Genomic DNA, 14,518 nt, shown 5'->3' with positions numbered 1-14,518 from the left:
GGCTACTCGGACTTGGGCACGAGGAGTTCGGCTCGTCGGGTCACGGGGACGGCGAGGCCCAGTGCTGCTGCGAGCAGGCAGATCGCGCCGCATCCGAGGAAGAGCACGCCCGCTCCCCACAGCTCCACCGTGACGCCGACCGCGGGGAAGAGCACGGGGGCAAGGCCCAGCGTGCACAGGGTCGTCACGGAAGTGACCCGTCCGAGGTAGCGGGGCTCCGTCGCCGTCTGGAGCAGCGCGCCGGTGACGGTGGCCGTGAACCCGCTGGTCAGCCCGATCAGGGAACCGAGCGCGACGGCGACGGACAGCGAGGACACCTGCCCCAAGGCGGCCGCTCCCGCGGCAGTGACGAGCAGCGCCGCGCACATCGCCCGCCCGGCGCACGGTATCCGGGTCGAGACGGTGAGCAGCAAGGCCGAGGCCGCGCCTCCGATGCTGAACGCGCTCGCGATCCAGCCCATGCCCGAGGCGCCCCAGCCGCGCTCGTCGGCCAGGAGTACCAAGCCGGTGGCCACCGGTCCGCTGAAGCACATCTCGCCCAGCCCGATCAGCGCGACCAGCGGGACGAGCATCCGGTGGCGGCGGACGTAGCGCAGTCCGTCACCCAGCTCGCGCCAGGCGGAGGCGCGTTGAGATGCCTGCGCCGAAGGAGCGGTCCGCACGGTGAGCAGGGTCGCGAGCGAGAGGGCGAAGAGGATGCCTGCGGCCGTGAACCCACCGGCCGCACCGCCGATCACCAGAACGGCTGCTGCCAGAAGGGGCCCGACCGTGTTGCTCAGCCGGATCGACAGCCCGCGCATCCCCTGGACCCTGGCGAGCTGTGCGGGTGCCGTGATGAGCGGCGGGAGCGCGCCCACCGCCGGCATGAACACCGCGTCGACCACGCCGAAGACCAACGCGACAGCGACCAGCAACCACAGGTTCGGCGATGCCGACGCAAGTGCCGCGGCAGCCGCGATGATCACCGCACAGCGGACCGCGTCACTGATGACGGCAACCCGGCGCGGCCCGAACCGGTCGGCCACCACACCACCGCCGAGCATGAGCACCGCACGGGGAAGCGCCCCGGCAGCGACCACCAGGCCCACCTGCGACGGCCCCCCGACGCGTACGGCGGCCCAGGACAGCGCGAGGAAGTACACGACGTCGCCCGCGACCGAAGCGGTGTACGCGCCGAGCCAGCGCAGGACGTTGGCGTCCCGGTGGGCGGGCCGCGCGGACACGGACGCCGCCATGCCGTGCGCGTTCACGCGCCGGACGCCGACGGCTGGGCCGTACCCGGTACCGGAAACGCCTGCACTTGGAGCGCCACCGGAGAGGACCCTTCGGGCGCCTCGTCCGCTCCATGGCGATATCGCGAGATCACCTGGAAGATCTCGGCCCGCATCCGGTCCACGTCGCCCGGGGTCAGGTACAGGAGGAAGTCGCTGTACGTGGCGACGTCGAGCCATTCCCTAGGCAGCAGCGGTACCTCGTGCGCGGCCCTGCGCAAGCGATCCGCCGCGGCGAGGGCGACCGCCTGCGCGTACGCACGCCCGGCCTCGCGCTGTTCGGCGGGCGCGGACGCGGGATCGTGGATCGACTGGCGATGGGCGGACTTCCACCACCGCTCGCGTCCGGTGCCGCGCCCTGGCTCCTCCACGATGAGCCCGCCCGCCCCTAGGCGCCGCAGGTGGTAGCTGGCCGCGCCGGGGTTGATGCCGAGTTCGTCGGCAATCCGGGTGGCGGTGGAGGGACCGCGCTCGCGCAGGAGGGTGAGGACGTTCAGACGCAACGGGTGGGCGAGTACGCGCAGGGCAGCCGTGTCGAGCTCGATGTCCTGTCCCGATGACTCGTCGGATGCGGCAGGGGAAGCGACCATGGGCTGAGCGTAGACCTACAAGAGTTGTTTCAAAAGAGATGTTGTGAAGCCAACAGCCATTCACCGAGGCCTTGTTGACAGGGCAACGGGGCATCCGGCACGAGCCCCGACAGCAGGCTCCGGAGTTCGTTTTCGCTGGTCCGACAGGTCGCGGTGTTAGCCTGCGGCGATCCCAGGTGTGGGCACGACACGGGGTAATGCATCACGCAGGAGGCTCATATGTCACGTCGTCCGGTCACCATCGTCACCGGAGGCAGTCGCGGTATCGGCGCCGCCACGTGCGTCCGGCTCGCCGCGGATGGGCACGATCTCGTCCTCGGCTACCTCCGCGACGAGGCGGCGGCCGAGGCCACCGCCGAGCTTGTGCGGGAGGCCGGAGGCCGGTGTGTGACCGTGCGCGGTGACACCTCCGAGGAGTGCGGCGTGGAGCGGCTCTTCGACATCGCCGGAGCCGAGCTCGGGGCGGTGACCGGACTGGTCAACAACGCCGGAGTGACCGGCACCCCGGGCCGCCTCGCCGACATCCGGGTCGAGGACCTGCGGCGCGTGCTCGACGTGAATCTCCTCGGATACCTGCTCTGTTGCCGCCGGGCCGCCCGCGACATGGCCGAGTCGGGCGGCGGGGCGATCGTCAACGTCTCCTCCGCGGCCGCCACCCTCGGCAGTCCCGGCCGCTACGTGCACTACGCCGCGACGAAGGCCGCCACCGACACCCTGACCCTGGGCCTCGCCAAGGAGTTGGGCCCGGACGGCATCCGGGTCAACGCCGTGGCCCCGGGCATCATCGACACCGACATGCACGCCGCCATGGGTGACCCCGACCGCCCGGCGCTCGCGGCGGCCGAGATCCCGCTCGGCCGGGCCGGGCAGCCGGCGGAGGTGGCCGCGGCGATCTCCTGGCTGCTGTCCGCGGACGCCGCGTACACGACCGGTACGGTCATGCGCGTCGCCGGCGGGCGCTGAACCCGCTCCGGCGGCGAGGAACTCGAGCGGAGGTGCTGGGCAGCCAGTCGGTGGCGCCCGGCACCTCGCGCGCCACGCCGATGACGGAACGTGCGTCGGTCGCCACTCTCACCGCGCCCGGGGGCATCCGGTCACGAGCCATGACCATGTGGTGGCCGTCAGTCCTCGATGTCGAAGGCCGCGCGGGTGGCCGGTCCGTAGATGCCCGGCGGGTCGCCCTTGATGCTCCTGTTCTGCTGGAGCTGGTGGACTCCGCGCCGGGTCTGCTCGTCGTACACCCCGGTGAGGGAGACGTACGTGAACCCCTGCGCGTGGAGCCGTTCCTGCAGGGCGAGCACCTCGGCACCGCGGTCACCCGGGCGCAGGGTCCCGTCCCCGTCCGGCGTCGGGCGCCTGCGCGCCGGGCCCGTCGGCTTCGGGTCCCGGCTCGGATCCGCCGAAGGGCCGGCAGGGGGCTGGACGGCGCCGGTCGGAGCCGTCGCCGACGGGGCTGCGGGCTCGGGCGGGCGTACGGACTCCACGGCCGGGGCGGACTCCTCGCCCGCCCCCGGGCTGCGCGCGGGGAGGACCGGCACCGACAGGCCCGGCGGGACCACGGCGCGCGGCGGCTCCCGGTCGGGGCCGCGCAGGAGGAACGCGAGGGCCCCCGCCGCCCCGAGTGCGAGCAGGGCGAGTCCGAGCAACGGCAGGCGGCTGCCGCGCCGTTCGCCGGCGGGGGCCGCCGAGGGTACGGCCTGCCGTGAGGGAACGGATTCCCACACGGGTACGCGAGGAGACCCGGGCGCCTCGGCGGGCGGCCCGAAGCGCGTCGGTACGGTCATCCGCCCGGACTCCTCGGGCCAGGCGGGCCCGGAGGAACCGGGCAGCGGGCCCGAGGGGGCCACGTAGGGGCGTACGAGCAAGCGGTCGTCGTCGGGCACGAGCCCACTCTCATCGAGGTCAGGGAACACGGTTGTCTCCCGGTGGGTACGGGGACCGGCGCGGCGGTGCGGTGTCGGCCCCCGTACCCGGCCGGTCAGGCCCTGCGCCGCCGGGCGGCCAGGACCGGTCCGACGCCGGCGGCCGGAACACGGGCACCGCCGATCGCCGGGGGCGCGGTCATGCCCGCGCGGGTCGGGGAGGGCGCGCGGCGCGGACCGCCCACGCCTTGGCCGGGGCCGGGCTCAAGGCCGGGGCCGGGGCCTTCGGGAGCGCCCCCGACCGGGCCCGTGTCCGCCTTCACGCCCTCCGGCTCCACGGTCGGCACTGCCGGTACGGCGAAGCTGCCGCACCGTGGGTCCGTACCGGTCAGCCGGAGGTACGAGCCGTCCGGGCGCCGCCGGGCGGATCGGGCGGAGCGGGCGGGTATGGGCATGTGCGGTGTCTCCGAGGTGCGGCTCGTGCGGTGGTGCCGGCCGTCCGGACGTCGCGGGCAGGTCGGTCCGGATGACTGTGTTCGACCGGCGCACTCTTTCTCCAGGAGATGCCCCAGGTCAAGCCGGATGTCCGATCCACCCCATCCGCCCCGTCTGGGCATGACCTCTTCACCGGAATCATCCCGTGGGGAAAGGTTCCCCTGCCAGGCCGGGTGGTCGACCGTCCGGATTGCGGACGGTCAACTCCGGCCCCAGGTCGCACCGCTGACCCATCGACCCCGTCGACCCCATCGCCGCTGCTGCCTTTACCGCCGGTCGGCAGGTGAAGCGTCGCGAACACCGGCGGCGGCCGGCGCGCCCGCGCCCATGACCGCGTGCGCGGCCGTGCGGGAGGTCGAGGTGACCCGGACGGTGACGGCGGCCAGGGCCATCAGGGCGGCTCCGGCCAGCGGGGCCGCGGGAACCGAGATGCCGTCGACCGCGAGACCGCCGGACAACGCGCCCGCGGCGATCGCCAGGTTGAACATCGCCACCATCAGCGAGGAAGCGGCCTCCGCGTCGTCCGGTGCGGCCTTGATCATCCAGCTCTGGAGGCTGACCGAGACCCCGCCGTACACCAGCCCCCAGGCCAGCAGGAGCACCGTCCCGGCGACCGCTCCCGGCACCAGGGCGATCAACGCCAGGATCACGGTGAGGGAGGCACTGACGGTGAACAGCGTGCGGTACGGGTCGCGCGCTCCCGCCAGGAAGTTGCCCGCCACGCCCGCGACTCCGTACCCGAGGAGGAGGGTGCTCACGTAGGCGGCGTTCACCCCGGACACGTCCTGCAGGATCGGCCGTACGAACGTGTAGGCCGCGAACTGCCCCGTCACCACCAGGAAGGTGACGGCGACCCCGGCCCGGACCGCGCGGTTGCGCCGCAGCAGGGCGGGGAGCTGGGCGAAGGTGATGGTCCGGGTCGGGGGCAGCGGCGGGAGCAGCAGGAGCAGTGCGGCCAGGGTGAGGACTCCGAGCCCGCCCACGGCCGCGAAGGCGAAGCGCCAGCCGCCGAGTTCGCCGAGCAGGGTGCCGGCGGGGACTCCGAGCACCGAGGCGGTGGGGACTCCGCCGAAGACGAGCGCGGTGGCCCGGCCTACGTGGTGGGCGGGGACGAGGCGGACGGCGAGGCCGCCGGCTATGGCCCAGAAGCCGCCGACGCTGACCCCTACGAGCAGCCGGGCGGCCAGCAGCACCCCGAAGTCCTGCGCCACGGCGGCGATCAGGTTGGCGACGGCCATCAGGGCGATCAGCACGACCAGCACCCACCGCCGGTCGAGGCGGCCGGCGCCGACGGTGACGAGGGGCGCGCAGAGCCCCGCGACCAGCCCCGGCACGGTGACCATGAGCCCGGCGGTGCCGTCGGACACACCGAGGTCGGCGCCCACGGGGGTGAGCAGGCCCACGGGCAGCAACTCGGAGGTGATGAGGCAGAAGATCCCGAGCGCCACCGCCCCGACGGCTCCCCATCCGCGCCACCCGGCGACGGAGTCGGGACCCGAGCCCGGGTCCGGCACGGGGGCCGGGTCCGGCACGGGGGCCGGAGCCGGCACGGGGGCCGGAGCCGAGGCCGGGTCCGGACCGGAACCCGATCCGGGGTGGTGTGCGTGGCCCGGCGGGTGCTTCGGCTCCGGGGACTGGGGTTCGTTGCCGGGCGCGGGGGCTTCGGTCATGGGGCGGGACTCCGTACGGGGCAGGCAGGCAGGCAGGCGGGCGGGCAGCGGGCGGCCCACCGGAGCGTTCCCGCCGGTCGGGCGGGGCCGGTCCGGGGAACCGGCACGGCAACGCGGAGCACCGGGGGTCGCGCCTCCCCCGGCATCCGCACTGTCGTTCCCATCCGAACCTTGTCCGGATTTCCGCGCCAGGTCCACCCCCGTCCACGTGCGCGTTCTCCCGGACCGGTGAACCTCCCGTCGCGGCAGAAACGATCGCAGTGGGCCCACAGGACCGTTTCGGCGGCGCCCGCGGCGCCTTCCCCTCCGCCCCTCCCCGTGGTGCGCGCGGTCCCACGCGCGAGCGCGGAAACCGGCCCGCCCGCCCGTGCGGCATGGTGGTCCGATGCAGTTGCGCCGGGTCCTGCCCCTCTCCCTCGTCGCCCTCCTCGCGAGCGCCGGCTGTGTGTCGGTCGGCGGCCCGCGGGTCTCCGACGTGCCCGCGCGCGGCCCCGTACCGCCCGCCGACGCTCCAGAGCTCGGCCGGCCGGCCGACGCGTCCCCCGCAGCCGATCCGGTCGGGCTCCCCGCCGAGGCGCTGCCCCTCGGCAAACTCCCGGCGAGGGCCGGCTCCGACCGCGCCGACTCCGACCGCGCCGACGGGGACGGCGCCGACCGGGACGGCGCGGACGAACGCTCCCGGCCCGCCGCCAAGGCACCCCGCCCGGCGGCCGAGCGGCGCTCGAAGCCGGCCGCGCCGCGCCGCGCGCACCCGCCCAAGACGGCCGCCGCCCGGCCCGTCCGCCCCGCACGGAGCCCCGTACCGCCGCTGCCCCGCACGGACGAGCTGTGCGCGGCAGCGGAGGGTTCCCTGCCGCCTTCCATCGTGGACCTCTGCGTCCGCCAGGCCGCCCGGTGAGCCGATCCACCGCCTTGAGCCGCCGGCCTTGAGCCGCCGGCCTTGATCCGCTGGCCCGATCCGCTGGCCCGATCCGCTGGCCTGAACGGCAGACCTGAGCGGCAGACCTGAGCCTCTGACCTGGCCCGATGGCCGCATATTCTGGGCGCGCTTGACTCTCACACCGTGTCAGGGCCTGCACTGGAAGGCGTCATGTTCACCATCGGAGACTTCGCCAAGCACGGCCGGGTATCGGTCCGCATGCTGCGTCACTACGACGCCCTCGGACTGCTGCACCCGGCCCGTGTCGACCCCGCCAGCGGCTACCGCTACTACGAGGCCGGGCAGCTCGCCCGCCTCAACCGTGTCATCGCGCTCAAAGAGCTCGGCTTCAGCCTGGAACAGGTGGGGTCGATACTCGACGAGCTGGTGAGCGCGGAGGAGCTGCGCGGCATGCTGCGGCTGCGGCAGGCGGAACTGGAATCGGCCATGGCCGCCGCGGCGGCCCGGCTGACCCAGGTCGAGACGAGGCTCCGGATCATCGAGAACGAGGGAACCATGTCTTCCATCGACATCGTCGTGAAGAGCCTTCCGCCCGTCCGCCTCGCCGAGTTGAGCGGGGTCGCGGGCAGCTACGAGGGGCAGGACATCGGCCCGGTCATCGGCCCGCTCTACGACGAGCTGTGCCGCCTCGTCGAGGCCGCCGGTGTCACGCCGACCGCCCCGGGTATCGCGTACTACGAGGACGCCGGCGACGCGGAGCGGCCGGGCTCCGTCCTGGTCCATGCCGGGCTGCCGGTGGCCTCCTCCGTGCGCGCGGAGGACCTCGGGGGCGAGGTGCGGATCGTCGTGCTGCCCGCCGTCGAGCGGGCGGCGACGGTCGTGCACCGGGGTTCGATGGACTCCGTCCTGCCGACCTCGCAGGCCCTGGCCCAGTGGATCGACGCGAACGGGGAGCGCTCCGCCGGCTACGCCCGTGAGGTGTCCCTGGCCTGCCCAGAGGACCGGGACCAGTGGGTCACCGAACTCCAGGAGCCGCTCGGCGCCTGAGTCCGGGCGCCCCACCGTTTAGGATCCGCTGATGCAACGCGTTCTCGTGGTCGGCATCAGCGGAGCCGGCAAGTCCACCCTGGCCCGGGAGTTGGGGCGGCTGCTCGCGCTGCCGTACCACGAGATGGACGAGCTCCACTTCTCCGGGCCGGGGTGGGCCGTCAGCCCGTCCTACGTCGCCGACCTCGCGCGGATCGCGGAGGGCGACCGGTGGATCCTCGACTCCCACGGGCCCGAGGCCGCGCGCGAGGTCCTGTGGCGGCGGGCCGACACCGTGGTGTGGCTGGACCAGCCGCGCCGTACCGTCATGCGCCGGGTGCTGCTGCGCTCGCTGCGCCGGAGCCTGCTGCGGGAGCGGCTGTTCGGCGGCAACCGGGAGCGGTGGCGGGAGTGGGTCCTCGCCGACCACCCCGCGTGGTGGGCCTGGTCCCAGTACGGGGCCCGGCGTGCGGAGATCGGCGGGCTGGCCGGCGACCCGCGGTTCGCTCCGCTGCGGGTGGTACGGCTGCGCTCCCCGAAGGCCGCCGAAACCTGGCTGCGGGCTCAGCGACCGGCCGGGCGGCCGCCCAGCACGTAGGCACGGCCCCGTACGGCGCCCCGGACCGTTCCGCGCCGGGCCGTGCGCAGCCGGCGCATCGTGGCGTGCCCGCGGCGGCGCCACTCCGCCCGCGGCAGACCGGCGCGCTGGCCGCCGCCGGTGATCAGGGCGTTGACCGGTGCGTGCGGGTCCGCGGCGAGCCCCTTGGCCACCAGGACCCCGACCACGAGCGGGACCAGGGCCACGGCCAGCGCCGAGCCGGCGGTGGTCACGTGCTGCTGCATGCGCGGGCGGCTCGCGCTGGGCGCGGTGGCGGTCACGGTGCCGGTGGCGGTCTCGGAGGTCATGCCCCCATTCGATCAGCGGAGGCCGTCCCGGGAATCGGGCCGGATACTCAGGTCGTTGGGTCTGAGGTACTCAGAAGCGGACGGGACGAGGGGGCAGCCGTACGTGAACACACCCGGGCAGGGCTTCGAACCGGCGGACGGCGACGGCCCCGCACACACCGCAGCGGGACGCGCGGCGGAGCTCCGTACCGCCTACGAGGGCCTGCTGCAGATCCGTCGGCTCGTGGGCGGCCCGTCGGGCGCCGGAGTTCCCGCCCCGTGGGAGCTCCGGCTGATGCCGCGCGCGGTGGCCCTCGTACTGGAGGCGGCGGGCATCCCGCCGTCGGCACGGGATCCGCGGGACCCGGACGGGCCGCGCACCCGGACCGGGTACCGGGTGGGCCCCGCCGCGTCCGGGGACGGCCGCGTCGAGGTGACCTGGCTCGGCCCGCCGGGCGGTGGCGCGGCCGAGGAGGAACAGGAACGCCTCACGGCCTGCGCGGCCGCGCTCGAACGGCTCGGCTGGGTCTGCCTGCTCTACCGCGGCCCCCGCCGCCGCCGCTTCCTGGAGGTCGAGCCGCCGCCGGCGCCCTGAGGCAGGCCACCGGCGAAATCCGGTACCGGCCGGGCACGGCTCCGGGGCACACTCGCCCGATGGGAATGCTCGACGTCCAGGCAGACCGTGTCCGCGCGGGCGCGACGGTGGAGTTCCGGCCCACCGGCACGTCCATGGTCCCGCTCGTCCGCAGCCGGCAACGCGTCCGGGTCGCCCCGGCGCAACCGGCCCTGCTCGAACCGGGCGACATCGTGCTGGCCCGGGTGTCCGGCACGGTGTACCTGCACCTCGTCACGGCCGTGGACACCGCGCGCCGCCGGGTCCAGACCTCCAACAACCGCGGCCGAGTCAACGGCTGGACCGGCCACGACCGCGTCTTCGGCATCTGCCTCGCGGTGGACGACGTGCCCCGCCCCGGAGCGGCGGCCAAGGTCCGCGCGGCCGGGTCGGCGGGGGCGCCCGGAGCATCCGGCACACGGGGCCCCGGTTAGGGCCCCTCGTCCGCCGTAAGCCTGGCCCGTACGCTCCTGCGCGACCTCTTCCAGCCAGGCGTCCACACAGTCGGCCGGGCCCTGGCGACCCGGCGGTCGGGGGCTCAGGGGCCCGGGTGCAGAACGCCCTTTCGCATCGTCATGCCGTGGATCCTCGCCGGGCCGCCGGGCAGGGCGCAAGCGGTTCTCATCGGTACCGCCCGGCCAGCTCGGCCACCGCGTCCGCGAGGGCCCGGCGGAGCTCCGGCGGGCCGAGCACCTCGGCGTCCGCGCCGAGGCGGAGCAGGTCGCCGACGGCCACGGAGCCGGACTCGACGGCGAGTTCCACGACCTCCCAGTCCTCCGCGTCGGGCGGACCCGCGGTGGCGAGGGCGCGGACGCCCGCCGCCCCGAACCACATCGGCAGCAGGCGCCGGGCGCGCGGGGAGATCCGTACGACGGCGGTGCTGCGGCGCGTGGCCGCCTCCAGGCGGCGGGCTGACTCCTCCCAGTACGCGGCGAGTTCGAAGCCGTCGGGGCGTTCGAAGTGCTCCCCGGAGCTCTCCACGGCGAGGAACCGCCCCACCCGGTAGGTCCGCACGGAGCTCCCGGTCTCCTCGGGAGCGGGAGCGGGAACGGGCGCGAGGACGGGAGTGAGGACGGGAGCGGTCCCGGCCTCCCCGGGCTCCACCGCCACCGGCCCCGCCGCCCGGGCGACCAAATACCAGATACCGCCCTTGAGTACCAGTCCGAGCGGCCACAGCGCACGGTGGACGGCGCCGCTCCAGCGGCGGTAGTGGGTGCTCAGGATCCGCTGCTCCCAGACCGCCTCGGCGATCTGCGCGAGGTGCGGTACGGGGTCGGCGTCGCGGAACCAGGCGGGCGCGTCGAGGTGGAAGCGCTGCTGGATCCGGCGGGCCCGGCCGGCGAGTTCGGCGGGGAGGGCGGCCTGGAGCTTCAGCTGGGCGGCGGTGAGGTCCGCGCCGAGGCCGAGGTCGCGGGCGGGGCCGGGGGCGCCGGCGAGGAACAGGGAGCCGGCCTGGGCGTCCGTCAGGCCGGTGAGCCGGGTCCGGTAGCCGTCGACGAGGCGGAATCCGCCGGCCGGCCCGCGGTCGGCGTGGACGGGGATCCCGGAGGCGCCGAGCGCCTCGACGTCCCGGTACACCGTACGGACGGAGACCTCCAGTTCGGCGGCGAGCTCGGGGGCGGTCATCCGGCCGCGGTTCTGGAGCAGCAGGAGGAGGGAAAGGAGCCGGTCGGCGCGCATGTGGTCATTGTCCGGCATACCTGACAGGAGATGGCAGGTATGCCGCCCAGGCTGTGCACGGACGGGCCGATGGCCCGCAGAACGCCGAACCCACACCAGGAGACCCCCGTGCCCACGCCCACGCACACCACCACGGCGACGCCCGCACCCACCGCCAACGGCTTCACCTTCAAGGACTGGGAGGAGCACCCGGTCGGCCCGCAAGGCGTCTTCCCCCGCCTGGCCCAGGCCACGGTCACCAACGCCTTCACCGGCGCCCTCACCGCCCCCGAGACGACCTGTGCCTACACCGTGGCCTACACGGGGGAGAGCGCCGGCACCTTCAGCGGCATGGAGCTGGTCACCGGCACCGTGGACGGCCGCGAAGGCGCCTTCGTCCTGGAGGAACGCGGCAGCTTCGACGCCACCGGTACCCGGTGCCGCTTCACCGTGGTCCCCGGCTCCGGCACCGGCGGCCTGACCGGTCTCGGCGGCTCGGGCTCCTTCGCCCACCGCTACGGCGACACCTCGGTGGAGTACGCCTTCGACTACGCGTTCACGGATGCGGATGTGGATGCGGATGCGGCCAAGCCCGCGGCCGCGGATCAGTCGGCGTAGCGCAGCCGCCGGCCCGGGCGGTCGGACATCAGGGCGATGCCCGCCGTCCCCAGGGCCACGGCCCGAGCCCACCGCGCCCAACGCCACGGCGGCCGGGCGTAGGAACCGCTCCGGCCGCCGCACGTAGGACCCGCTCCGGCTACGGCGCGCCGAAGGTGAGCGTCAGCTTCGGGCTCCCCTCGTTGGCCGCGGCCTCCGAGGACCACAGCCACAGCGCGTCCGTCCCGGCGCTGCTCAGCGCCAGGCCGTAGGCGCTGCCGAGCGCCCCCGCGACAGCGGTCTTGTCCAGGCCGGTCGTCTGGACGGCCGATCCCTCCGGGACGCCCGCGAAGCTGCCGAGCGCCGGACCGCCGAGTGCCGGGCGGTTGGCGTACGTGGTCCCGGCCTCCGTCCAGGAGCCGGTGACCGGGAGCACGGACACCGTGTCCGTCGTACCGGCGCCGGTCATGGTGCTGGTCTTCACGCTCAGCGTGGCCGACTTGAGCACCGTGCCGGCGGGCGCGGCGGGCAGGTTGAACCGCAGGTAGCTCGCGTAGAACGAGGTTCCGCGCACCGCGAGCGAGCCGGACGTCCCGTAATTGGTGCCCGGGGCGCCCGCGTTGGCGTACGTGTCCTCAGCGGCCTGGACCTCGACGACCGAGTCGGCCGGGGCGGAGGCCAGGGTGTGGTGGTTCTGCACCTGGGCCGCGCTCAGGACCGTCGGGTAGACGGCTGTCTCGTCGAGCTGACCGGCCCAGTACTCGCTGATCGGACGGTCCGGCCAGCCGCCGAGGCTGTCGCCGCCCGCGTGCCAGTAGCCCGCGAAGTTCTCGTGCGCGGTGAAGCCCAGCGTGCCCTTCTGGGCTCCGTCCACGTACAGGGTCATGCCGCCCGGACCCTGGGTCGCGACGACGTGGTGCCACTGGTTGTCGTTGTACGCGGCGGCGGTCGTGACGGTGTGGGTCCCGCCGCTGTAGACGCCGTAGACGAGCCGGCCGGCATTGGTCATGTAGATGTGCTTGTCGTACTGACTGCTGCCGCGGGCCTGGTTGTTGCCGAAGCCGAAGAGCTTGCCGCCCCTGGTGGTGTTCGTCTTGAACCAGGTCTCGATGCTGTACGTCGAGCCGACCGACTGGCGGCGGTCCCCGTACACCTGGGTGTCGGTGCCGTCGAAGCCGATGGCCGTGCTCGCGCCCGTGACCGCGCCGGGCGTCTGGCGCAGCGCGGGGGCGTTCAAGTGCACACCGCTCTGGTTGCCGCCGTCCGAGGAGTCGGCGACGAAGGGCAGGGCCGACTCGTCGTAGCGCCAGAACAGCTGCGCTCCGTCCGTGCGGACCGCGTTGGGGTACGCGTCGGGCGAGTTCGGCACCGTCACGCTCGCCGTGGCCGACAGGGCGCTGACGTTGCCGGCCGCGTCGGTGGCGGTCACCCGGTAGGTGTAGGACTGGCCGGCGGTGACGGTGGTGTCGGTCCAGGAGGTCTGCGGGCGGCGGAAGAACAGCGAGTCGGCCGCGACCGTGGCGATCGGCGTGGCCGCACCGTTGCGGTAGACCTTGTACGTCAGCGTGCCGTCGTCCAGGTCGAGGCTGGTGCGCCAGCGCACCTGCACCTCACCGGGCTTGAAGCTCACGGCGCTCGCCACCGGGACGCTGGGCGCACCCGTGTCCCCGGTGGAGGCGAAGCGCGTCAGGCTCTGCTGCGCCGCACCGTTGACGGTGGTGAACTCGCCTCCCACCCAGAGGTACTTGACGCCGGCCTTGGCGCCGACCGCCATCACGCGCGGGCCGATGCCCTCGCCGATGCCGTCGTTGGTGTCGGGAGCCCAGCCCAGCTTGCCGGTCGCGGTGGTCGGCTGCGCGAGCAGGTGGTGGCGCTGGCCGTCCGGGAACTCGCCGATGCTGGAGCAGTCGTGCGCGTGCGAGGCGCTGTAGAGCACGTCCTGGTACGGGAGCACGGCCTGGGTCGCGCCGAGGCAGGTGTCGCGCCAGCGCTGGCCGAAGTCGCTCAGGTTCAGCGCGATCCGGCCGTCGAAGACGCCGCCGCCCGTTCCCTCGTTGGCGGTGTAGAAGCCGGTCGCGTCGGTGGCTATGTCCTTGATCACCGAGTTGGTCTCGACGAACCCGGGGTACGCCTTGGTGACGGCGCCGGTCGTCGCGTCGACGACGGCCAGGGCATGGCTGTTCGTACCGCCCAAGGTGAAGAAGTCGCCGCCCAGGACCACGTGTTCGCCGTCCGGGGTGAGCTCGATGGCCCGGCCCGGCTCGTCGGCGTTCGCGGTGAAGGGCTTCAGCGTGCCGTCGGCCGCGTCGACGGCGGCGAACCGCTCGCGCGATTGGCCCGCGACGGTGAGGAAGTCTCCACCCGCGTACACGGTGTCGCCGGTGACGGCGAGGGCCCGGACGGTGGCCGCGAAGGCGGGCCGGAAGCCGGTCTTCACGGTGCAGGTCGCCACGTCGATGGCGGCGAGGCTGGAGACCGCGGTGCCGTTCACGGCGCCGAAGTAGCCGCCCGCGTACAGGGTCGCCTTGTCCGGCGAGAGGACGAGCGCGCGGACGGTGGCGGTGCCGGAGCCCACGGTGAAGGACAGCTTGCAGGAGGTCGGGGCGCCCGTCGCGGCGTCGAGCGTCGCGAAGTTCACCGCCTCCTGCTCGGTTCCGGCGGCGCCGTCCGGCGGGCGCACCGCGGAGAAGGTGCCGCCGACGAAGACCTGGTCGCCCGCCTCGGCCAGGGCCCAGACGACACCGTTGGCCTGCCAGGTGGGCAGCTCGTCGGCGGTGAAGGCCACCGGCGGGGTGATGGCCGCGGCCTCTTCTACGAGGCCGAGGCCCATGGCCGTGCAGGTGCCGGCCAGCGCCAAGGTGAGAGCGGCGGCCAGCCCTCTGGATCTACGCATGAACCCCCCAGTTCGGAAAAACGAAAACGGAAAACGGAGTGCGGAGTGCGGATTGTGGCCCACGCAATGGCCGGAAA

15 protein-coding genes are annotated in these 14,518 nt (G+C 74.1%); 7 read left to right on the top strand and 8 right to left on the bottom strand.

The genetic code is table 11. The annotated features are described in order from the left end of the window. Positions 1-2: 2 nt before the first annotated feature. Positions 3-1,235: an MFS transporter gene (locus OHA37_RS35320; protein WP_266913364.1), complete on the bottom strand. Its 1,233-nt coding sequence runs from the start codon at positions 1,233-1,235 to the stop codon at positions 3-5. An 11-nt stretch (positions 1,236-1,246) separates the two neighbouring features. After that, on the bottom strand, positions 1,247-1,861 hold the full coding sequence (locus OHA37_RS35315; RefSeq protein WP_266911537.1) for an ArsR/SmtB family transcription factor: 615 nt from the start codon (positions 1,859-1,861) through the stop codon (positions 1,247-1,249). Between the two features lie 219 nt (positions 1,862-2,080). Between OHA37_RS35315 and OHA37_RS35310 the strand changes: the two genes are divergently transcribed. Beyond that, positions 2,081-2,824: an SDR family oxidoreductase gene (locus OHA37_RS35310; RefSeq protein ID WP_266911535.1), complete on the top strand. Its 744-nt coding sequence runs from the start codon at positions 2,081-2,083 to the stop codon at positions 2,822-2,824. Between the two features lie 158 nt (positions 2,825-2,982). Here the strand turns inward: OHA37_RS35310 and OHA37_RS35305 are convergent, their stop codons facing one another. The 3 genes from OHA37_RS35305 to OHA37_RS35295 form a co-directional block, all read right to left on the bottom strand. Then, positions 2,983-3,744 carry a peptidoglycan-binding protein gene (locus OHA37_RS35305; protein WP_266911533.1) on the bottom strand — a complete coding sequence of 254 codons (762 nt, stop codon included), beginning with the start codon at positions 3,742-3,744 and terminating at the stop codon, positions 2,983-2,985. Between the two features lie 95 nt (positions 3,745-3,839). Further along, positions 3,840-4,178 carry a hypothetical protein gene (locus OHA37_RS35300; RefSeq protein WP_266911531.1) on the bottom strand — a complete coding sequence of 113 codons (339 nt, stop codon included), beginning with the start codon at positions 4,176-4,178 and terminating at the stop codon, positions 3,840-3,842. A gap of 306 nt (positions 4,179-4,484) precedes the next feature. Continuing rightward, positions 4,485-5,888 (bottom strand): MFS transporter, encoded by a 1,404-nt coding sequence (locus OHA37_RS35295; protein WP_266911529.1) that lies wholly within the window; start codon positions 5,886-5,888, stop codon positions 4,485-4,487. A gap of 385 nt (positions 5,889-6,273) precedes the next feature. Between OHA37_RS35295 and OHA37_RS35290 the strand changes: the two genes are divergently transcribed. The 3 genes from OHA37_RS35290 to OHA37_RS35280 all read left to right on the top strand — a co-directional run bounded on the left by OHA37_RS35290 (position 6,274) and on the right by OHA37_RS35280 (position 8,392). Beyond that, the gene (locus tag OHA37_RS35290; RefSeq protein ID WP_266911527.1) at positions 6,274-6,786 is read left to right on the top strand and encodes a hypothetical protein; all 513 of its coding nucleotides are present in this window, start codon (positions 6,274-6,276) and stop codon (positions 6,784-6,786) included. 192 nt (positions 6,787-6,978) lie between these two features. Beyond that, a complete protein-coding gene (locus tag OHA37_RS35285; protein WP_266911525.1) occupies positions 6,979-7,815 on the top strand; it encodes a MerR family transcriptional regulator in 837 nt (278 codons plus the stop codon). Positions 7,816-7,846: 31 nt separating this feature from the next. Next, positions 7,847-8,392: an adenylate kinase gene (locus OHA37_RS35280; protein ID WP_266911523.1), complete on the top strand. Its 546-nt coding sequence runs from the start codon at positions 7,847-7,849 to the stop codon at positions 8,390-8,392. On the opposite strand, the gene OHA37_RS35275 is transcribed toward OHA37_RS35280, so the two are convergent. Then, positions 8,359-8,700, bottom strand: coding sequence for a hypothetical protein (locus OHA37_RS35275; protein ID WP_323182391.1), 342 nt, complete (start codon positions 8,698-8,700; stop codon positions 8,359-8,361). The two genes, OHA37_RS35280 and OHA37_RS35275, sit on opposite strands and share 34 nt — an antisense overlap. Before the next feature lie 103 nt (positions 8,701-8,803). Here OHA37_RS35275 and OHA37_RS35270 point away from each other — a divergent pair, with 103 nt between their 5' ends. Further along, on the top strand, positions 8,804-9,274 hold the full coding sequence (locus OHA37_RS35270; RefSeq protein ID WP_266911521.1) for a hypothetical protein: 471 nt from the start codon (positions 8,804-8,806) through the stop codon (positions 9,272-9,274). Positions 9,275-9,333: 59 nt separating this feature from the next. Beyond that, positions 9,334-9,726 (top strand): S26 family signal peptidase, encoded by a 393-nt coding sequence (locus OHA37_RS35265; RefSeq protein ID WP_266911519.1) that lies wholly within the window; start codon positions 9,334-9,336, stop codon positions 9,724-9,726. Positions 9,727-9,913: 187 nt separating this feature from the next. Here OHA37_RS35265 and OHA37_RS35260 read toward each other — a convergent pair whose 3' ends face one another. Beyond that, entirely contained in the window at positions 9,914-10,972 is a 1,059-nt protein-coding gene (locus OHA37_RS35260; RefSeq protein WP_266913360.1) for a helix-turn-helix transcriptional regulator, read from the bottom strand. A gap of 108 nt (positions 10,973-11,080) precedes the next feature. Here OHA37_RS35260 and OHA37_RS35255 point away from each other — a divergent pair, with 108 nt between their 5' ends. Further along, entirely contained in the window at positions 11,081-11,569 is a 489-nt protein-coding gene (locus OHA37_RS35255; RefSeq protein WP_266911517.1) for a DUF3224 domain-containing protein, read from the top strand. A 139-nt stretch (positions 11,570-11,708) separates the two neighbouring features. Here the strand turns inward: OHA37_RS35255 and OHA37_RS35250 are convergent, their stop codons facing one another. Next, entirely contained in the window at positions 11,709-14,441 is a 2,733-nt protein-coding gene (locus tag OHA37_RS35250) for a DNRLRE domain-containing protein (RefSeq protein WP_266911515.1), read from the bottom strand. Positions 14,442-14,518 lie beyond the last annotated feature (77 nt).

Origin of the sequence: Streptomyces sp. NBC_00335 (genome assembly GCF_036127095.1) — a bacterium.
Lineage (GTDB): Bacteria > Actinomycetota > Actinomycetes > Streptomycetales > Streptomycetaceae > Streptomyces.
The sequence above is the reverse complement of the archived record's forward strand: the minus strand, read 5'-3'. Positions and strand labels throughout refer to the sequence as shown.